The sequence below is a fragment of the Pseudomonas sp. F01002 genome (assembly GCF_004402115.1).
In the GTDB taxonomy this organism is placed as follows: domain Bacteria; phylum Pseudomonadota; class Gammaproteobacteria; order Pseudomonadales; family Pseudomonadaceae; genus Aquipseudomonas; species Aquipseudomonas frigoris.
Map to the genome: position 1 here is coordinate 326,536 of NZ_SOPU01000023.1, position 20,149 is coordinate 346,684.

Genomic DNA, 20,149 nt, shown 5'->3' on the forward strand with positions numbered 1-20,149 from the left:
TTGTTCACACATTTTGTGTCCAGTGGAGATCCCCTGTGGGAGCGGGCTTGCTCGCGAAGGGGCCCTCCGCTACAACTCAATACTCATGCCGTCAAACGCCACTTCAATCCCGCGCCGCTCCAGCAGCGCCCGCTCGGCCGAGTCTTCATCGAGGATCGGGTTGGTGTTGTTGATGTGGATCAGCACCTTGCGCTGGCGGGTGAAGCCTTCAAGGATTTCGAGCATGCCGCCAGGGCCGCTTTGCGACAGGTGACCCATTTCACTGCCCAGGTTCTGGCCGACTTCGCAGACTCGCATCTCGTCGTCGCGCCACAAGGTGCCGTCCAGCAACAGGCAATCGGCGCGTTGCATCCAGCTCAGAACCTCGTCGTCGACCTGTCCCAGGCCCGGCGCGTAGAACAGCGAAGCGCCGCTGCGCCGATCTTCGATAAACAAGCCGATGGTGTCGCCCGGCTGCGGATTGCCGCGATTGGGCGAATACGGCGGTGCGTTGCTGAACAAGGGGATCGCGCGAAATCGCAGATGTGCGCAAGCGGCGATGCTGAACGGCTCGCAGTCGAGCCCGACCGGTTGCCACTGCAACCCGCCGTTCCAGTGTTTGAGCATGGTGAACAACGGGAAGCCGCTGCTCAGGTCTTCATGGACCCGTTCGGTGCACCAGACCGAATGAGGGCAGCCTTCGCGCAGACTCAACAGGCCGGTGCAGTGGTCGATCTGGCTGTCCAGCAGGACGACGCCGGCAATCGCAGTATCCCGCACCCGGCGCGCCGGTTGCAGCGGCGCGAAACTCTCAAGTTGCGCGCGAATGTCCGGTGAAGCATTGCACAGCACCCAATCCACACCGTTGTCGCTCAGGGCAATCGAGGACTGGGTGCGCCGTTGGGCCCGCAGGCTGCCATTGCGCATCGCGGCGCACTGGCGGCAGTTGCAATTCCATTGCGGAAAACCACCGCCAGCGGCGGATCCGAGAACGCGAATGTGCATGGGCAATGCTCCAGAAGGCAGGCCCGGCCAACGTAACGGCTGGCCGGGTGAACGATCAGCGGTTGGCGAAATACATCGTCACTTCGAAGCCAATGCGCAGATCGGTAAACGCGGGTTTAGTCCACATGGGTCAATCCTCTTCTTATGCCGGACGATTCCGGTAAAGCCATTAATGCACGGGGGGCCAGGCACCCGAATGCTACTTTCGAACGAGGTGGCGGCGTGCATTGGTAGGGGGTGTCGCCAGATTTTCAGCACACCCAAAACCAATGTGGGAGCGAGCTTGCTCGCGATGGCGGCCTGACAGTCAACATCAATGTTGAAGGTAATGGCCTCATCGCGAGCAAGCTCGCTCCCACAGGTTCTTCAGTGTTCTGCGGAGGTTAGAAGAACCCCATCGGATTGATGTCGTAGCTCACCAGCAGGTTTTTGGTCTGCTGATAATGGTCGAGCATCATCTTGTGGTTTTCACGGCCGACACCGGATTTCTTGTAGCCACCGAACGCGGCATGAGCCGGGTACAGGTGGTAGCAGTTGGTCCAGACACGCCCGGCCTTGATCGCCCGGCCCATGCGGTAGGCACGGTTGATGTCGCGGGTCCACAGACCGGCGCCGAGGCCGAACTCGCTGTCGTTGGCAATCGCCAGGGCTTCGGCTTCGTCCTTGAAGGTGGTGATACCCACCACCGGGCCGAAGATTTCTTCCTGGAACACGCGCATTTTGTTGTGGCCCTTGAGCAGGGTCGGCTGGATGTAATAACCCGTCGACAAGTCGCCCTCAAGACGTTCGGCCGCGCCGCCGGTGAGCAGCTCGGCGCCCTCCTCCTGGGCGATTTTCAGGTACGAGAGGATCTTGTCGTATTGCTGCTCGGACGCCTGGGCGCCGACCATGGTTTCAGTGTCCAGCGGGTTGCCGCGTTTGATCTTGACGATCTTCTTCATCACCACTTTCATGAAGTCGTCGTAGATCGACTCCTGCACCAGCGCTCGCGATGGACAGGTGCAGACTTCGCCCTGGTTGAAGAACGCCAGCACCAGACCTTCGGCGGCCTTCTCGATGAACTGCGGCTCGGCTTGCATGATGTCTTCGAAGAAAATGTTCGGCGACTTGCCGCCCAGTTCGACGGTGCTCGGAATGATGTTCTCGGCCGCGCATTTCATGATGTGCGCGCCAATCGGGGTGGAACCGGTGAAGGCAATCTTGGCGATGCGCTTGCTGGTGGCCAGCGCCTCACCCGCTTCGCGACCGAAGCCTTGAACGATGTTCAGCACGCCGGCCGGCAGCAAATCGGCGATCAGCTCAGCGAAGACCATGATCGACAGCGGCGTTTGCTCGGCGGGTTTGAGTACCACGCAGTTACCGGCGGCCAGGGCCGGGGCAAGTTTCCAGGCGGCCATCAGCAGCGGGAAGTTCCACGGAATGATCTGTCCGACCACGCCCAATGGCTCGTGGAAGTGATAGGCGGTGGTCAGCTCGTTGATCTCGGCGGCACCGCCCTCTTGAGCGCGGATGCAACCGGCGAAGTAACGGAAATGGTCGGCGGCCAGTGGCACGTCGGCGTTGAGGGTCTCGCGCACGGCTTTGCCGTTGTCCCAGGTTTCGGTGACGGCGAGGATTTCCAGGTTCTGTTCGATGCGGTCAGCGATTTTCAGCAGCACCAGGGAGCGGTCCTGCGCCGAGGTCTTGCCCCAGGCATCGGCGGCGGCATGCGCTGCGTCGAGGGCTTTTTCGATGTCGGCGGCGCTGGAACGAGGGAATTCGGCGATCACTTCACCGGTGACCGGCGAAGAGTTGGTGAAGTACTCACCATTGACCGGGGCGACGAACTCGCCGCCGATGAAATTGCCGTAGCGCGGTTTAAACGTAACGACGGCGCCAGGTGTACCAGGTTGTGCGTAGATCATGGTGGGCCTCTGTCTGGGTCGATGCCTGTCGGGCAAACAGGCGATGAATCGATAGTAGAGAGCCCTGCGCGTCAGACGAATGCGCCGTTGGCAGGAGGACTCTCGTTATTTGGTAGTAGATTTGCCCACATCTCCATGTGGCAAATCCTCCCTGTGGGAGCGGGCTTGCTCGCGAAGGCGGTGTGTCAGTCAACCGATGTGTTGAATGTGACGCCGCTATCGCGAGCAAGCCCGCTCCCACAGGGGTTATGCGGTGGACTCAGAGTTAGTGCTTGGCCACTACAAGGTCTTTTGGCAGTTTGAACGTCCAGAGCATGCCGCCCTGGTTGAAGTCCTTGATGCGCTTGGCCACTTCGCCGCCCCACAGCGGAACAGCACCGCCCCAACCGGACAGCACCGAGACGTACTGTTCGCCGTCCATTTCCCACGTCACAGGCGAGCCGAGTACGCCGGAGCCGGTCTGGAATTCCCAGACTTTCTCGCCGGTCTTGGCATTGAACGCCTGCAGGAAACCTTCCGGCGTACCGGTGAACACCAGGTTGCCCTTGGTGGTCAGTACTCCGCCCCACAGCGGCGCGTAGTTCTTGTGGCGCCAGACTTCCTTGCCGGTTTTCGGGTCGATGGCGCGCAGCACGCCGATGTAGTCTTCATTCAACGGTTTGATGGTGAAACCGGCACCGAGGAACGCCGCGCCTTTTTTGTAGGCGATGCCTTCGTTCCAGATGTCCATGCCCCATTCGTTGGACGGCACGTAGAACAGCCCGGTGTCCTTGTTGTAGGCCATCGGCATCCAGTTTTTCGCGCCGAGGAACGCTGGAGCTACGAACACCGAACTGCCTTTGGCTTCGGTGCCGGGCGCGCCTGGGCGACTGGCTTCGTTGTAGATCGGTCGGCCCTCTTTATCCAGGCCGGTGGCCCAGGTGATTTTGTCCACGAATGGGAAGCCGCGAATGAATTTGCCGTTGGTGCGGTCCAGCACGTAGAAGAAACCGTTACGGTCAGCGGTCGCGGCGGCTTTGATCTCTTTGCCGCCTTCGGTGTAGTTGAACGAGACCAGCTCGTTCACGCCGTCATAGTCCCAGCCGTCGTGAGGTGTGCTCTGGAAGTGCCATTTGATGGTGCCGTCATCCGGATTGAGCGCCAGGCGCGACGAGGAGTAGAGGTTGTCGCCAGGGCGCAGGTGCGAGTTCCACGGTGCCGGGTTGCCGGTGCCGAACAGCAGCAGATTGGTTTCAGGGTCGTAGTAGCCGCCTAGCCAAGGGGCGGCGCCGCCGGTTTTCCAGAGGTCGCCGGGCCAGGTTTTGCCGGCTTCACCGCCGGAGATGCCGTTCTCTACCGCTTTGCCGTCCTTGTAGGTGTAGCCCATGTGGCCTTCGACGGTGGGACGGGTCCACAGCAGGTCGCCGTTTTTCGGGTCGTAGGCTTCGATTTTGCCGACCACCCCGAACTCGCCACCGGCGACACCGGTGATCAGTTTGCCGTTGATCACCAACGGCGCGGCACTGATCGAATAGCCTTCCTTGTGGTCGGCAACTTTCTTGCTCCAGACGACCTTGCCGGTGTCTTTGTTCAGGGCCACGAGCTTGGCGTCGAGGGTGCCGAAAATCACCAGGTCGCCGTACAGCGCGACACCACGGTTGATCACGTCGCAGCAAGGGCGGATGTCATCGGGCAGACGCGCATCGTATTGCCAGAGCTTCTTGCCGGTACGCGCATCCACCGCAAACACCCGCGAGTAAGAACCGGTCATGTACATCACGCCGTCCTTGATCATCGGCTGTGCTTGCTGACCGCGTTGTTTTTCACCGCCGAAGGAGAACGCCCAGACCGGCCGCAAGTCCTTCACGTTGTTGACGTTGAGCGTGTCCAGCGGGCTGTAGCGCTGACCCTGGACGCCCAGACCGTTGGTGACGATCTGCTCCGGGTTCTTGGGGTCCTGGAGAATGTCTTGATCGGTGACGCCGGCCAGCGCGGTGCCGGACAACAGCATGGCACTGAGCAGCACGCTCAAGACGAAGGGTTGGCGACGTGCGGGTTGGGTCATGACGGCTACCTCTGCAGTTTTTGTTATACCCGGGAAATTTTCCCGGTCTGGTGCAGATTCTTGGGCGCCGCCGCCCTTGGAACAATTGCCCGCAGTGCTGAGATTGCTAGTTCCTTAGTACCGGGTCGGAGGAGATGAACACCGAATTTCATGATCGACACACACCCCCTGTGGGAGCGGGCTTGCTCGCGAAGGCGGTGTGTCAGTTGACATTGATGTTGCCTGACACGCCGCCTTCGCGAGCAAGCCCGCTCCCACATGGGTTCTCTGCGTGTCACTTTCCTGCGGCGGAATCGACTCGGGTCATTTGGCCGCGCTCGTAACGCGGGTACAGATGGCTGACGCTGCGGATCAGCTCGTAGCGGCTCAGGCTGATCCCGGCGAAACGTTCGGGAATGGGGCTGCGGATCATCTCGGCCATGTCGCTGCCATTGGCGGCGCCATCGCGCATCAACTGATCGAGCCAGCTCAGGTAGTCACGCATTTGCTCGAACGGCTGTCGATCGCTGGCCACCGGTCCATGACCGGGGACGATCAGCGTCCACGGCAAGCCTTGAAGCGTGGCGATGTCCGCCAGCCACACCGCCAACCCCGGACTGTTGGGCGTGGTCAGCGCCCGTTGGTAAAACACCAGATCCCCGGCAAACAGCACGCCGGTTTTCTGGTCGAGAATAGCCAGATCCGCGCCCGTGTGCCCACCCAGGCCCAGCAGACGTAGATCGTGATTCCCAAAACTTCGCACGCCGGGTGTCAGCGTCCGGGTCGGCAACACCACTTCGGTGCCGCGCATCCAGTCGCCCACCAGTCGATACATGTTCTCGGCCATGGCATCGCCCTGCTGATGCAACAGCTCGATGGTGCCGGCCAGCGCACCGATCGGCACGTCAGTGAAGGCCTGGCTGCCGAGTACATGATCAGGATGATGATGGGTCAGCAGCACCTCGATCACCGGTTTATCGGTGGTCGCGGCAATCGCCTTGCGCATCGCGTCGCCGTAGCGTTTCGACGGCCCGGTGTCGATCACCACCACCCCCTGCTCGGTGACGATGAACGCCGTGTTGACGATGTTGCCGCCGTTGGCCTTGGCGAAATTGTCGGTGCTGCCTTCCAGCAGCCAGGTGTCTTCCGCGATCTGCCGGGGCCTGAGTGAGTAGTCGAGATCGGCCAGGGCCGGCAGGCTCAGGCTCATAAACAACAGCAGCATCCAGCGCATCACGCGCTCCTTTGGTTCAGGGTATGGCCGCATCGAATTGATTGCCGCTGTTGTCGCGTAGCAACAGACGCGTCTGCCCTGCTCCTTCGATATCAAAGGCCAGGCTGGGGTTTTCGCTGACGGCGGGAAACAGCTCCAGACGGGCCAGCAGCTGATCGTTCTGATCCCGCAGTTCGGCATGGTTGATGAAGAATTCCGGGATGCCGCTGACCATGCCGTTGTCCATCGGGTGCGCCACCTGCAAGCGCACGCGGCTGAATTCGCCACGGGGATAACGACCGCCCAGCACTTCGCCAATGTGCTCTTCCCAGCCCGGCTGAGTGCGCACCACACTCGGCGCCGTGCAACCGCCGCCGGCCGCATCGATCAGGGTCGAGCCGACATGCCAGACCCCATCGCGGGTCGGTACCGCCGCGCGCAACGGCGTGGCCTGTTCGATACGGATGCGGATCGACAGCCACGGCAGCACCCGGTCCAGCGGCTGGAAATCGACAATTTTCGGCAACGGGTTGAGTTCAGCCCAGGCGAGGATTTTCACCACCTCGCCCTTGAACGCTCGCGCGTCGATTTCCAACGGCACTTGCCGGGCGTCTTCGGCGAACGGTGGCGCGAGCAGCTTGACCCGCTCGTCGAACACGAACGGCGCATCGCCGAGCATCTGCTTGTGATAGAAGGCCCACATCACCGACGGCACCGGGTCTTTGCCCGGGTCGATGTCCACGGCGTGCGCGGCGATGGGTAGCCAACAGGCCAATAGACAACCTGCTCGCCAGTTCACTATTGATACATCTCGGGCACGTCATAGCGCAGGCCGTAATGGCCATAAATGGTTTTGACCGAGCCCTCGCGGATCAAGGCTTCCAGCGCCTCTTCCACGGCATAGGCCAGTTGACGGTTGCTTTCGTGCACCGCCATGCCGATCTCCCAAAGTTGCTTGCCCATGTTCGGGTAGGCGTTTTCCGCCAGCGCCACTTGCGGGTCCGCCGCTTCATGCACTTGCCAGTCGATCTCGCCGCGCATGGCCATGACCGCGTCGACTTCACCGGCCTTCATGGCCGCGAACGCTTGAGGTACACCGGAATAGTGATGCGTTTTGGCGGCGAGCATGCCGCTGAACACCGAGGTCAGGTAGAACGACGGCACGCTGTCGACTTCGACGCCGATCGGATGGTGCTCGAACACCGCGACGCTGCCCACAGACTCCAGCCGGCGGCGGTCATAGGCGACCTGCCATTGTTCGTTCTGGTACGGCCCGAACATCACCACATGGCCGTTTTCCAGCTCACCCAGTTCATTGCGCTTCTGCGCGTAATCGCGATCGTACGGCACGCGCATCATCAGGTCGGCCAGTTGCAGATCGTGCAACTGACTGGCACGCCAGATGTAATCGCGCAGGTCGTCGTCGAGCTTCTCGCCGGCCGGCGCCCAAATCAACGTCAGCCTCACGCCGAGAGCATTGGCCAAGGCCTGGGCGAGTTCGACATCAACGCCACGGGCCTGGCCGGCGTCTTCAAAACTGTAGGGGGCGAAGTCCTTGTAGACCGCCACTTTCAGCTCCCCGGCGGCGATCATTTCGTCATAGGTACGGACCTGCGCCTGCACTGCCTGGCAGCACAGCAACACAGCGCTGATCAACACAGCGAGCAGGCGCATGGGTTACTCCTCGACGTGAACGCTGTCCAGGTAAGTACGCACCGCCCACAAAGCTTCCTGGCTCAGGTATTCGGCCATCTTCGGCATGTAGACCCGGCCGTCACGCACGGCGCCGTGGCGCACGCGTTCGACGAACCACTCATCTCCGGCATCAGCGACATCGAGCATGCGCAAATCGGGGGCGATGCCGCCGGATTTGGCTTCCAGGCCATGGCAGGCCGCGCAGTTCTGGTTGTACGCCGAGGAGCCGATTTCCAGGGCCTTATCGTGTTCCGGCGAAGTGCGGTATGGGTTCACCGATGCCCAACCATCGGCATCGAGCGATACGCCGGCGTCCTTGATCGGGGTCAGGCCCGGGGTTTCCACCGCTTGCGGCACCACATTGCCGTGGGCCCAGACGGAACCTGCGCTGATAAATCCGGCCAGCAGTCCGGCAACGAGTAAGGCGTTGCGTTTTGTTTTCATTGTTATGCCCTCTTGATTGCACGCAAAACCTCTTTGAAGAGGCTATGGCACCCATCTTAGGAAGGGCTTCGCGCAAGCCCTATGCTGCTTTGGTGGTCGCCGTCTAGTCCCTTGGTAGTAGGGCCTGTGGCGCGCACCCGGGTACGCTTCCGGCGCCTTTACTACCTTGGTACTGACTCACTGGTACTTTCTGCATATTTCCTTCTGCCTCACAGCGTTCCTATGCTGGCGCTACCTGTAATGGAGTGCCCTATGCGCCAGCTTGCCCCTTACGCCCTGATCTACCTGTTGGCGATTGCCTGTGCCGCCGGGCTGCCGACCCAGAGCCAGGCTGCCGACGCGCCGTTGCAGGTGCAGATCGGCTACCTGGGCTATCGCCCCGACCCGGGCCCGTTGCTGTCGAACGTCATTCCCGAGCCGGTCGATGCCGGGCTGCGTGGCGCCGAACTGGCGATCACTGACAGCAACAGCACCGGGCGTTTTCTCAACCAGAGCTACAGCCTGGTCAGCGCCAACGTCGACAATCCGGATGCCCTGGTCGAAGCGGCCAAGGCTCAGCATGAACAAGGTCTGCGTCTGTTTGTAGTCAACGCACCGGCCGCCAGCCTGCGCCAACTCAGCGCCGTGCTGCCCGACAGCTTGCTGTTCAACGCCGGCAGCCCCGACGACAGCCTGCGCACCACCGACTGCCTGCCGAACGTGCTGCACAGCCTGCCAAGTCGGGCGATGCTCGCCGATGCGCTGGCGCAATTTCTGGTGGTGCGCAAATGGCAGCGGGCGCTGCTGATCGTTGGCCCGACCCCGGACGATCAAGCTTATGCGGCCGCCGTACGCCGAGCCGCCAAACGCTTCGGCCTGAAACTGGTCGCGGAAAAAGCCTGGAGTTTCGACAACGATCAGCGCCGTAGCGCCCAGGCCGACATGCCGCTGTTCACCCAGACCGCCGAGTACGACGTGGTGCTGGTGGCGGATGAACGCGGTGATTTCGGCGAATACGTGCCCTACCAGACTTGGTACCCACGGCCGGTCGCCGGCACGCAGGGGCTGACCCCGGTGGGCTGGCACAAAACCGTGGAAACCTACGGCGCCGCCCAGTTGCAGAAACGCTTCGAAGCCCTGACCGGGCGCTGGATGAATGACCGCGATTTCGCCGCGTGGATCGCCGTGCGCAGCATCGCCAGTGCGGTGAGCAAACTGCGTCAGGTCGATCCGATGGCGATCCGTACGCTTGAAATCAGCGATCAATTGCCGCTGGACGGTTTCAAGGGTCGCAAGCTCAGCTATCGACCGTGGAACGGCCAGTTGCGTCAGCCGATCCCCATTGTGCAACCCCGGGCGTTGGTCAGCACTTCGCCCCAGGACGGTTTCCTGCACCCGTCCAACGAAATGGACAGCCTGGGCTACGACAAACCCGAAGTGACCTGTCGCTTTCCCTAATCCAATTTTCCACAAGAACGACAACAAAAAGGAATCCACCATGCGCCGCACCCTGCTCTGCCGCTCCCTATTTTTCTGGGCCCTGCTGCTCGCCGCCGGGCAGGCCGCGGCCAGCATTGCCTGGGTCTCCAACGAAAAGGACAACAGCCTCAGCCTGATTGACCTGCAGACCCTGCAAGTCACCGACACCTTGCCTGTTGGCCAGCGCCCACGCGGCCTGCTGCTGTCCCACGACAATAAGCTGCTGTACATCTGCGCCAGCGACTCGGACCGGGTCCAGGTGATGGACGTTGCCACGCGCAAAATCATCAAAGAGCTGCCCTCGGGCAAAGACCCTGAGCAGTTCGCCCTGCACCCCAACAATCGCTGGCTGTACGTTTCCAACGAAGACGATGCGCTGGTGACGGTGATCGACACCGAAACCTCCAAGGTGCTGAGCCAGATCAACGTCGGCGTCGAACCCGAAGGCATGGCCGTCAGCCCCGACGGCAAGTGGGCGGTGAACACCAGCGAAACCACCAACATGCTGCACTGGATCGACACCAGCACCCAGACCCTGGCCGACAGCACGCTGGTGGATCAGCGGCCGCGCTTCGTCGAGTTCACGCCGGATGGATCGAAGCTCTGGGCCTCGGCGGAAATCGGCGGCACGGTGACCATTCTCGACGTCGCCACCCGCAAGATCCTCAAGACCCTGACCTTCCAGATCAAGGGCGTGCACCCGGATAAGGTTCAACCGGTGGGCATCAAACTCAGCGCCGACGGCAATTACGGTTTCGTCGCCCTCGGCCCGGCCAATCATGTGGCGGTGATCGACGCCAAGACATTCGAGATTCTTGATTATCTGTTGGTCGGGCGACGGGTCTGGCAGATGTCGTTTACCCCGGATCAAAAGCAATTGCTGGCCACCAATGGCGTCAGCGGCGACGTGTCGGTGATCGATGTCGACAGCCTCAAGGTCACCCAATCGATCAAGGTCGGGCGTTATCCGTGGGGCGTGGTGGTGACCCCATGAACGCACTCGAAGTCAGCGAGCTGAGTTTCGCTTATGGTGCGAAAGAGGCGTTGCGCCAGGTGAGTTTCAGCCTGGCACCCGGCCGTTTTGCTGCATTGCTGGGGCCGAACGGCGCGGGCAAATCGACGCTGATTGCCCTGCTCACTCGACTCTACGACGTGCAGCGCGGTGACATCCGCGTTGGCGGCTGTTCACTGCGCAACGCGGCGCGTCCGGCGCTCAAGCAATTGGGTGTGGTGTTTCAGCAAAGCACATTGGATCTGGACCTCAGCGTCGAGCAGAACCTGCGCTATCACGCCGCACTGCATGGGATGTCCCGACGTCAGACCAGCCTGCGGGTCGACGCCGAACTGGCACGTCAGGCCTTGACCGAACGCCGTCGCGAGCGGGTTCGCGAACTCAATGGCGGCCACCGTCGCCGGGTGGAAATCGCCCGCGCGTTGCTGCATGAACCGCGCCTGCTGCTGCTCGACGAGGCCAGCGTCGGCCTCGACCCGGCCAGTCGGCTGGCGCTCAATCAGCACATCCGCAGTTTGTGCCGCGAGCAGAACATCAGCGTGCTCTGGACCACCCATTTGCTGGATGAAGTGCAGCCCAGCGACGACTTGTTGATCCTTCATCAGGGCCGATTGGTCGCCAGCGGACAAGCCGACGCCCTGAGCCTGGAACACGGCGGCGACCTTGGTTCGGCCTTCACTCGACTGACGACTTCAGGAGCCGCCCAATGAATGCCTACTGGCAATGTTTCAGCGGAATCGTGCTACGCGAATGGCTGCGTTTTGTGTTGCAGCGCACGCGGTTTCTCAGTGCGCTGGTGCGGCCGTTGTTGTGGCTGCTGGTGTTCGCCGCCGGTTTTCGCGCGGCACTCGGGATCGCGATCATCGAGCCCTATGACACCTACATTCCCTACGAGGTCTACATCATCCCTGGCCTTGCCTGCATGATCCTGCTGTTCAACGGCATGCAAGGTTCGCTGTCGATGGTCTACGACCGGGAAATGGGCAGCATGCGCGTGCTGCTGACCAGCCCTCTGCCCCGTACTTTCCTGCTGTGCAGCAAACTGTTGGCCACCTCGTTGATCTCGCTGTTGCAGGTCTACGCCTTTCTGGCGATTGCCTGGGTGTACGGCGTGCAGCCACCGGCCATGGGGCTGTTGATCGCGTTACCGGCATTGCTGCTGGTGGCTTTGATGCTCAGCGCGTTGGGCCTGTTGCTGTCGAACGCGATCCGTCAGCTGGAGAACTTTGCCGGGGTGATGAATTTCGTGATCTTCCCGCTGTTTTTCCTGTCGTCGGCGCTGTATCCGCTGTGGAAAATGCGCGAGTCCAGCGAGTGGTTGTACTGGTTGTGCGCGTTGAACCCGTTCACCCATGCGGTGGAACTGGTGCGGTTTGCCCTGTATGAACGCTTCAATCCGTTGGCGCTGGCGGTGTGCGTGGGGCTGACGCTGGTATTCGCCCTGCTCGCCGTGTTCACCTTTAACCCGCAACACGCCGCCCTGCGCAAAACCAACTGACAACACAGATCCAATGTGTGTGCGGGCTTGCTCGCGAATGCGGCTTCACATTCAACATTTACGTTGACTGACACACCGCCTTCGCGAGCAAGCCCGCTCCCACATAAAGCAACCAGCGATCAGGTGAAATTACTACTTTAGTACTGGTTTCCCTGTCTATCGTCGCATTCCAATCGCACCGAGACTGGCATGTAATAGGTTCATAACTATAAGGATTGAACCCCATGCCGCGTGCCCGACGTCGTCTGCTGCGCCCTTCTCTCGCTGCGCTATCGCTGAGCCTGTTGTTGGGCGTCGCGCAGGCCGAAACACCGCTGTTTTCCGCTGACGGCTATCGCATCGGTCTGTACCGCAGCCCGACCCCGAATCAAGTCCAGGGCGCCGGCATCATCGATACCGCGGCCCTGCAGACCCTGCTGACCCAGACACCGCGTCCGGTGCTGATCGACGTCTACCGCCGCCAGTGGTTGCAAGGACGTTTCATCGAGGACCAGCCCCACGAAAACCTCCCCGGCAGCCATTGGCTGGCCAATACCGGCGACGGTGACCTGACGCCCGACTGGCAGGACTATTTTGCGCGTAAGCTGAACACATTGACCGCAGGTGATCTCGCGCAACCGCTGGTCTTCTACTGCCGCTCCGATTGTTGGCCGAGCTGGAACGCCGTGAAGCGCGCCGCCGCCATGGGCTATAAGACTCTGTATTGGTATCGCGACGGCCTGGACGCCTGGCAGGCCGCCAACCTGCCCGTAACGCCCGCCCAGCCCGAGCCCTTCCCCTGACCTTATGCGTGCGAGTTGTTGCCACACCCTAATCAAAATAATGAGATGAAAGGCTATGTACAAAATTCTGATTGCCGACGATCACCCGCTGTTTCGCGAAGCCATACATAACGTCATCAGCGATGGCTTTCCGGGCAGCGAGGTGATGGAAACCGCCGACCTCGACAGCGCTCTGGTGCTGACGCAGGAACACGACGACCTGGACCTGATCCTGCTCGACCTGAACATGCCCGGCATGCACGGCCTCAATGGCCTGATCAACCTGCGCAACGAGGCGCCGACCATTCCGGTGGTGATCGTCTCGGCCGAACAGGACAAACAAGTCGTGCTGCAAGCCATCACTTACGGCGCGGTGGGTTTCATCACCAAATCCTCGCCACGGGTGCAGATGACCGAGGCCATCCAGCAGATCCTCAACGGCAATGTCTACTTGCCGCCGGACATCATCCGCACACAAAAATGCGGTACAAGGCGCATGAACGATGCCCCGAGCTTCCCCCCTGAATTGCTCCAGGCCTTGACCCGCAAGCAGTTGCTGGTGCTCGAACGCATGACCAAGGGCGAGTCGAACAAACAGATCGCCTACACCCTGGAAATCGCCGAAACCACGGTCAAGGCCCACGTCTCGGCAATCCTGCGCAAACTCAATGTGCACAATCGGGTGCAGGCGATTTTGAGTGCCGGGGATATTGATTTCGGGTCTTACTTACGGCGTTGAGACCGAGTCGCCCCCTTCGCGAGCAAGCCCGCTCCCACATTGGATCTGAGTGAACTCGGTCAAATGTGGGAGCGGGCTTGCTCGCGAAGGGGCCAGCACTGACACCAATAGAATCAAGGCCTGCCGAGCAAATGGCTCATCGCCGTCTTGAGCTTCATCGGCCGCACCGGTTTGTGCATCAGGGTGTGGCCCAGCTCACGAATCTGCTGCTTGAGTTCATTGCTGTAATTAGCGGTGATCATCATCGCCGGAATCGCCGAACCGCGACGGGCGTTGATCCTGGCCACGGCATCGACGCCGTTCTGATCGTCATTCAGGTGATAGTCGGCAATCAGCAAGTCTGCTTCTTCGTGATAGTTGTCCACTTGCCGCGCCAGGTCCTCCTCGGACAGCGCTGTGACCACCAGACACCCCCACCCTTCGAGCAACGTGCGCATGCCGGCGCAAATGGCCGCGTCGTTGTCCAGCACCCACACCCTCGCCCCACGCAGACGTTCAAGCATCGGTTCACTCATCAGCAGACTCGGCAGCGTCTTGGGTGCCGTGGCGCTGAGCGGCACTTCGACCGAGAACATCGAGCCCTTGCCCGGCCACGAACGCACATGAATGCGGTGACCGAGAATCCCGGCAATCTTTTCCACAATCGCCAGACCCAGGCCTAACCCGCGATCCTGATCTGGACGCTGTACATCACCGCGTTTGAACTCCTGAAAAATCTCCTCGCGGCGGTTTTCGGCGATACCCATGCCGCTGTCCCAGACCTCGATCGACAGGCGCTGGTGATGACGCCGACAACCGAGCACCACACGACCGCTGTAGGTGTAGCGAATGGCGTTGCTCAGCAGATTTCGAAGAATCCGCGCCAGCAACTGAATGTCGCTGCGCACCAGCGCGGAACAAGGGATGAAATGCAGCTCCAGGCCTTCGCTGCGGGCCACCTGGGTGTACTCGGCCGAGAGGTTTTCCAGCAATTCGCTCAGGGCAAACGGCGCAATGTCGGCCTTGATCACCCCGGCATCCAGCTTGGAGATGTCCACCAGCGTACCCAGCAGGTTCTCCACGTCTTCCAAGGAGTTGCTGACATTACGCACCAAAATCGCATTGGCCACCGGCTCCCGCCGTTCGAGCAACGCGCTGGTAAACAGCCGCGCGGCGTTGAGCGGTTGCAGCAGGTCATGACTGACGGCAGCAAGAAACTTGGTCTTCGACAGGTTGGCCTGTTCGGCTTCGAGCTTGGCTTCACGCAGGCGAGATTCCGCCCGCCGACGCTCGTCGATCTCGCGTAGCAACTGGTCATTGAGCGTGGTCAGTTCTGCCGTCCGTTCACGCACCCGCAACTCTAGATTCTGATAGGCCTGATGCAGCGCTTCAGCGGTGCGGCGGCGTTCGGTGATGTCGCGGATCAACACGAAAATCCCCACCACTTCCCCGGTGGCCAGGCGATTGGGTACGTAGGAGCGCAGCATGTAGCGCTCCTGATTGTTGATGTTGGTTTCGGCGAACTCGAACGTCACGCTCTCACCGGCCAAGGCCCGGGCCACGTAGGCTTCCAGGCGCTGGTAATGCTGTTCGCTGTGGACTTCGCGCAGGCTCTGACCAAGCATCACGCCCCGAGGCCAGCAGTACCATTCTTCATACACCTTGTTGGTGAACTCGTAGACCAGATCGGCATTCAGGTAGGCAATCAGCGCCGGCACATGGTCGGTGATCAGGCGAATCCAGCGCTCGCTTTCGCTCAGCGCTTCGGCGTGTTGGTAGCGTTCGGTGATGTCGGTGAAGGTGTTGACGAAACCGCCGGTGGGCAATGGATGGGTGCGGATTTCCAGCACCCGGCCATCGTAGAGGCGCTGCTCGCATTCCTGCACGTGCCGCCCGTTTAGATCCCGACTGGCCGGGGTCAGCAGGTTCAATTCGCTGTCGCCGATCACTTCGGCAAACGGACGATGGGCCGCCACCGGGGCCAGGCCGCTGAGTTCGAGGAAACGCCGGTTCCACAACTCCAGGATGCCCTCGGCGTTGACCATGGCCACGCCTTGGGACAGGTTGTCGACCGCCCGTTGCAACAAATGGGATTTCTGCGCGACCGCCTGCTCGCGGCGCACGGTTTCGCTGAGTTTGACGTCGGTAATGTCGGTGAACAGGATCACCCGCCCGCCTTCCTGAGTCGGTCGTTCGCTGACTTGCAACCAGCGACCGTCCTGCAAGCGATAGAGCAGGTTTTCGTCGGCATGCCCACGCGGCTCTTCAGTGAACAGCCCGGTGGCGGACATCAGCCGCTTGACCTCGGCCAGGCGCATGCCGGCGTTGATCCGCACCCGGCTGTTGCCCCAGAACGCCTTGAAACGGCTGTTGAACAGCACGATCCGCTGGTCCGCATCGAAGAGCACAAACGCATCGGAAATGCTCTCGATGGCATCGATCAAATGCTGATGCGCGGTTTCCGCCCGCAGGCGCGCCTCGCTGAGCAAGTGATTGCCCGACTTGAGTTCAGCCATGGCCTGGTTCAAGGCGTCGGTGCGCTCACGCACCTGCTCGGCCAGCACCACCGAGTGCTGGAACGCCGCGTAAGGGTCATTGCCGCGGGTGATGCCGGACTCGATCCGCTCGATCAGCGCGCCATTGATACGCTGCAGTTTGTGGTTGTCGCGCTGCAGGCTGGCGATCTGTGCCTGAAGCTCAACGGTGTCCAGGGGACCGGCCTCGGGCAATGGCAACCCCGGTGAAGGTCTGGTTGATGTGCATGCCATTGAACTGTTCTCCGTAGGTGTTGAAACCCATCACCCGTTGGTCACGCAAAAACGTTCCGATCTGTTCCAGACTGCCGCCGTCTTCCAGTTCCAGACGCCTGAGAAAGCAGTCGCAGCCGATGGTCAGCAACAGATCGCCGAGGCGCTCCTGCAAGCCTTCGAACAGGGTTTGCAGGTTCGGCAGCATCGGGCCTGGCGTCATGACCGTGAGGACGATGCCGTTTTCCACCGCGCAGTAGAAACTCAGGCTCAGGTCCGGATGAACCTGCTGGATGGCGCGCACGTAATACTGATCATTGATCCGCACGGCCAAAGGATGCGCGGCGAAGATCCGATGATCGAGCTCCGCCACTGGCACGCCAATGTGCCGGGCGTACTCCTCGGCGGCCGGCTCGGCATTGAGTTCAAAGACCCGGCGTGAGGCGCTGTCGGCCCCGGTGACCACCAGTTTTTCTGCTCGGGGCAGAATGTGGTGGGTGGTGAAAACTTCGAAATCCAGCCAGGTATTGACCAGCACCACCACCGCCGCGCCGCTGTGGAACTCGCCATTGAAATAGACGTGAGTGTGGGTCAGGTAATTGTCATCGCCGGCCGAACCGCCGAAATGCGGAATGTCGCCCAACGCTGCACTGAGGGCCGCGAGGACCATTTCTTCACGACTGGACAAACCATCGAGCAGGGTCAACGCAAAGCTGTTGCCCTTGATCGGCGCCTGGGTGTTGCTGCGACAGCCACTGACCAGTCGCTCGACCATTTGCTGGGCGTCGATCAGGCTGAAACGCTCCATTTCGGAGATCAGTTCGGCGTCGATGGAGAAATGCCGATGGTCGAAGCCCACCGCGGTCACGCAATTGCGGCCGTAGCCCAAGGGCGTGATTTCCCCGGCGCTGGTGCAACCCACCAGGCGAATGCCGCCGAAGCTTTGTTGCAAGGCCTGGCCCAGCGCCTGCAAGTCGTACTCGGCGGAACAGAAGAACAGCACGAAGCCCAAGTGCGGGTGCAACAGTTGTCGCGCCAGCTCCTGGGCCACCTGTTGGGCATCGGTGGCCTGGGACATTGCGCTGACCACACCTTCATCACTCTGGACCTGCTGCATCGTCGCCTCCCGCAGGTGCGAATGTATGAGGTTCGAGTGTACGAAGCCTGTGAGCTGCTACGTATGCTACTTGGGTAGCGGGTAGCCGCTTCGATGGGATTAGAGCGGTGCTCAGGATCTACAACACCACACATCCCCTGTGGGAGCGGGCTTGCTCGCGAAGGCGGCCTTTCAGTCAACTTTGATGTCGCCTGACACTGCGCTTTCGCGAGCAAGCCCGCTCCCACAGGGATCTGCATGATGCCAATGACAGGGTTACCAGGTCAGCACAGCTCCCACCGCAAAGGTGTCGGTGTCTTCGTCCTGGGCATTGGTGTCGTGGCCGTTGATTGCGAACTGGTTGTACTCGGCCACCAGCTTGAGGTTGTCATTGACGTCATGGAACAGCGCAATGCCGCGTGTTTCGTAGTTCGCGCCGCTGCCGACCACGCCGTTGCCATCGTCGTTGGTCTTGCCGTAAGACAAGGCCAACCGGTTCTTGCCCAGTTTGTAGGAGCCCTGCAGCAGGTAACCGTCGCTGTCGACGTTGCGCAGGGTCGGTTCGCCGGCGTTGTTGGTGAAGAACGGGTTGATGCCCTTGGCCTGGAAGCCGGAGCCGGTGAGGGACAAGCCGCCCATTTTCGCCTGCACGCCATAGCCGACGCCTTTGGAGGTGACGGACTGGACGGTGGAATCGGTATTGTCCGACGTCTGGTAGCTGCCGTTGACCCAGCTGTAGATCTTCGCCCCGGCAACGTCGAACTGATAGGTGATCTCGCTCTCGGTACGCGGGTTCTCTTGGTAAGCCTTGCCTGTCGGGCTGCTGTCGTTGGTGTCCACCGGGTCCATGATCCCCACGGCCACCCGCAAACCCTCCATCACCGGCGTGCGGTAGGTGATCTGCGACGTCGGGAACGGGTACGGATAGCCCGTGCCGATGTTGCCGAACGACACCCCCCCACCATCCACCAGCCCCAGGGAATCGCTGACTTGGCCGTAACCGGCGAGCATTTCATCCAGCAGGATGTTGGAACGGGCGAACAGACCGAAGTCCTTGCCGATCAGCACTTCGCCCCACTCCGGGTTGGCCACGGTGCCGTAGAACTGCCGCACGTCGATGGCGGTGTCGGTGCCGTTGGTTTCACTGTCGTTGATGGTCACCCAGAAGGAGGACCGGGCGCCGAGCTTGAGGTCGTCGATCTGCTTGCTCATGTTGAAGCCCAGATAGTTGGGCAGAAACCCCATCTTCACACGCGCCTGTCGCCGGTCGAACTGGTCGCCGGCACGGTCCACTTTGCTGTTCACATAGAAGGCGTTGATGTAGCCGTCGGTGGAAAACGTGGTCTGGTCCTTGTCGTACAGCACGATCTCGGCTTCGGCCATTGAGCTCAAACCGAGGGTCGACAGGCTGGCGATGAAGGCAGGCAAGAAACGATGCTTGATGTTCTTATTGTTGTGCATGACGCGCTCCGCAGCTGGGGACTGGATGTCGGAGGCGATTATCGAAAGCTGACCGGCGGCGTCATACGCTGCCTTGGAGGCGGTTTTGAACTGCTTTGGAGTGGCAGGTAATGCGCGACAAGTTCGGTGTAAGACCCTCCGTCGACGAGGCCCGAAACTTAAGGTGTACGCCTGTGGAACGGACTGGCGTCCACAGGAACCGGTACTTGCTAGACGCCCGCTCTAAACAGCATGTAAGCGGCGACCACGACACAGATGCTGGCGAAGCCGATCTGCAATCCCCGGGCCGGTACTCGCGCGCAAAGTCCTCGGCCAATGATCATGCCGACGATGCTCGCGACGATAAACGCCACGCCCAAACCGTCGATTCGCACCCCGGCCTGAAACGCGCCGATCACGCCGATGGCGGAAATCAGGCTGATCACCATCAAGGACGTGGCAACAATCCCGCGCATCTGCACATCGGTCAGCTGCTTGAACGCCGGGACGATCAGGAAGCCGCCGCCCACCCCGAGCAGCCCGGAGACCACACCGGTCACCGCGCCCAATGCAGCGAGGGTCGCGGTGCACTTGGCGGTCCAGGAAAAGCGCCCGGTCTGCTGATCGAGCATGCAGTTCTTCTGGCCCCAGTTGGCGTGCCCGTGGTCGCTTGGACCTTCGTCCTGGCGCTCACGACGCAGCATCCGCCAGGCCACCATGACCATCAGCAGACTGAACAGAATCATCAGGATTTTTTCCGGCAACTGATGGGCGAAGTAGATGCCGATCGGCGAAAAAATCGCCCCCAGCAGGGCGATCAGCAACGCTGCGCGGTAGCGCACCAGACCATGACGCAACCCGTCAATGGCGCCGACAGCCGCAGCACTGCCCACCGCGAACAGTGCGACCGGTGCAGCCTGGGTCATGGTCAAACCCAGCCCCAGCACCAAGGCCGGCACCGCAAGAATCCCGCCACCTGCGCCGGTCAAACCGAGTACCAACCCCATCACCACGCCAAAAAAACTCGCCAGGAACATAAAACACTCGTGATCTGCAAAAAAAGCCGGGAGCGCCCGGTATCGATGACTGACAGGATAGAGCCCGCACAACTTTTTTCATTAATTGAATTGATGCGGGCTGGTCAGCGCAGGGAAAA

At 61.1% G+C, this 20,149-nt stretch carries 18 protein-coding genes; 6 read left to right on the forward strand and 12 right to left on the reverse strand.

The window, feature by feature from the left end; all coding sequences use genetic code 11:
- Nucleotides 1-69: 69 nt before the first annotated feature.
- The 8 genes from pqqB to pedF form a co-directional block, all read right to left on the reverse strand.
- Complete coding sequence (gene pqqB / locus E3W21_RS20620; protein WP_134421665.1) at nucleotides 70-984, reverse strand: pyrroloquinoline quinone biosynthesis protein PqqB; 915 nt, start codon at nucleotides 982-984, stop codon at nucleotides 70-72.
- A 55-nt stretch (nucleotides 985-1,039) separates the two neighbouring features.
- A complete protein-coding gene (gene pqqA, locus E3W21_RS20625; protein ID WP_003253598.1) occupies nucleotides 1,040-1,111 on the reverse strand; it encodes a pyrroloquinoline quinone precursor peptide PqqA in 72 nt (23 codons plus the stop codon).
- A 256-nt stretch (nucleotides 1,112-1,367) separates the two neighbouring features.
- The gene (locus tag E3W21_RS20630) at nucleotides 1,368-2,888 is read right to left on the reverse strand and encodes an aldehyde dehydrogenase family protein (protein ID WP_129444854.1); all 1,521 of its coding nucleotides are present in this window, start codon (nucleotides 2,886-2,888) and stop codon (nucleotides 1,368-1,370) included.
- A 265-nt stretch (nucleotides 2,889-3,153) separates the two neighbouring features.
- Nucleotides 3,154-4,932, reverse strand: coding sequence for a PQQ-dependent methanol/ethanol family dehydrogenase (locus tag E3W21_RS20640; RefSeq protein WP_129444855.1), 1,779 nt, complete (start codon nucleotides 4,930-4,932; stop codon nucleotides 3,154-3,156).
- Between the two features lie 274 nt (nucleotides 4,933-5,206).
- Nucleotides 5,207-6,145: a quinoprotein relay system zinc metallohydrolase 1 gene (locus tag E3W21_RS20645; RefSeq protein WP_134421666.1), complete on the reverse strand. Its 939-nt coding sequence runs from the start codon at nucleotides 6,143-6,145 to the stop codon at nucleotides 5,207-5,209.
- 16 nt (nucleotides 6,146-6,161) lie between these two features.
- Entirely contained in the window at nucleotides 6,162-6,923 is a 762-nt protein-coding gene (locus E3W21_RS20650; RefSeq protein ID WP_134421667.1) for a quinoprotein dehydrogenase-associated SoxYZ-like carrier, read from the reverse strand.
- Entirely contained in the window at nucleotides 6,923-7,798 is an 876-nt protein-coding gene (locus E3W21_RS20655) for an ABC transporter substrate-binding protein (protein WP_129444858.1), read from the reverse strand. Before E3W21_RS20655 ends, E3W21_RS20650 begins: the two co-directional genes overlap by 1 nt.
- Before the next feature lie 3 nt (nucleotides 7,799-7,801).
- A complete protein-coding gene (gene pedF / locus E3W21_RS20660) occupies nucleotides 7,802-8,263 on the reverse strand; it encodes a cytochrome c-550 PedF (protein ID WP_134421668.1) in 462 nt (153 codons plus the stop codon).
- 252 nt (nucleotides 8,264-8,515) lie between these two features.
- On the opposite strand from pedF, the gene E3W21_RS20665 reads away from it, so the two are divergent.
- The 6 genes from E3W21_RS20665 to E3W21_RS20690 all read left to right on the forward strand — a co-directional run bounded on the left by E3W21_RS20665 (nucleotide 8,516) and on the right by E3W21_RS20690 (nucleotide 13,731).
- Nucleotides 8,516-9,700: an ABC transporter substrate-binding protein gene (locus E3W21_RS20665; RefSeq protein WP_134421669.1), complete on the forward strand. Its 1,185-nt coding sequence runs from the start codon at nucleotides 8,516-8,518 to the stop codon at nucleotides 9,698-9,700.
- A gap of 40 nt (nucleotides 9,701-9,740) precedes the next feature.
- Nucleotides 9,741-10,715, forward strand: coding sequence for a YVTN family beta-propeller repeat protein (locus E3W21_RS20670; protein WP_134421670.1), 975 nt, complete (start codon nucleotides 9,741-9,743; stop codon nucleotides 10,713-10,715).
- The gene (locus tag E3W21_RS20675; RefSeq protein ID WP_134421671.1) at nucleotides 10,712-11,443 is read left to right on the forward strand and encodes an ABC transporter ATP-binding protein; all 732 of its coding nucleotides are present in this window, start codon (nucleotides 10,712-10,714) and stop codon (nucleotides 11,441-11,443) included. The genes E3W21_RS20670 and E3W21_RS20675 overlap by 4 nt, the downstream gene beginning before the upstream one ends.
- Entirely contained in the window at nucleotides 11,440-12,231 is a 792-nt protein-coding gene (locus E3W21_RS20680) for an ABC transporter permease (protein ID WP_134421672.1), read from the forward strand. Before E3W21_RS20675 ends, E3W21_RS20680 begins: the two co-directional genes overlap by 4 nt.
- A gap of 224 nt (nucleotides 12,232-12,455) precedes the next feature.
- A complete protein-coding gene (locus E3W21_RS20685) occupies nucleotides 12,456-13,013 on the forward strand; it encodes a PQQ-dependent catabolism-associated CXXCW motif protein (RefSeq protein ID WP_134421673.1) in 558 nt (185 codons plus the stop codon).
- Nucleotides 13,014-13,068: 55 nt separating this feature from the next.
- Complete coding sequence (locus tag E3W21_RS20690; protein WP_008149733.1) at nucleotides 13,069-13,731, forward strand: response regulator transcription factor; 663 nt, start codon at nucleotides 13,069-13,071, stop codon at nucleotides 13,729-13,731.
- Nucleotides 13,732-13,844: 113 nt separating this feature from the next.
- On the opposite strand, the gene nahK is transcribed toward E3W21_RS20690, so the two are convergent.
- The 4 genes from nahK to E3W21_RS20715 form a co-directional block, all read right to left on the reverse strand.
- A complete protein-coding gene (gene nahK, locus E3W21_RS20695) occupies nucleotides 13,845-16,439 on the reverse strand; it encodes a hybrid sensor histidine kinase/response regulator NahK/ErcS' (protein WP_134421710.1) in 2,595 nt (864 codons plus the stop codon).
- The gene (gene nosP, locus E3W21_RS20700; RefSeq protein WP_129444865.1) at nucleotides 16,408-17,574 is read right to left on the reverse strand and encodes a nitric oxide-sensing protein NosP; all 1,167 of its coding nucleotides are present in this window, start codon (nucleotides 17,572-17,574) and stop codon (nucleotides 16,408-16,410) included. Before nosP ends, nahK begins: the two co-directional genes overlap by 32 nt.
- Nucleotides 17,575-17,829: 255 nt before the next feature.
- Entirely contained in the window at nucleotides 17,830-19,014 is a 1,185-nt protein-coding gene (locus E3W21_RS20710; protein ID WP_134421674.1) for a porin, read from the reverse strand.
- 209 nt (nucleotides 19,015-19,223) lie between these two features.
- A complete protein-coding gene (locus tag E3W21_RS20715) occupies nucleotides 19,224-20,030 on the reverse strand; it encodes a sulfite exporter TauE/SafE family protein (protein ID WP_134421675.1) in 807 nt (268 codons plus the stop codon).
- Nucleotides 20,031-20,149 lie beyond the last annotated feature (119 nt).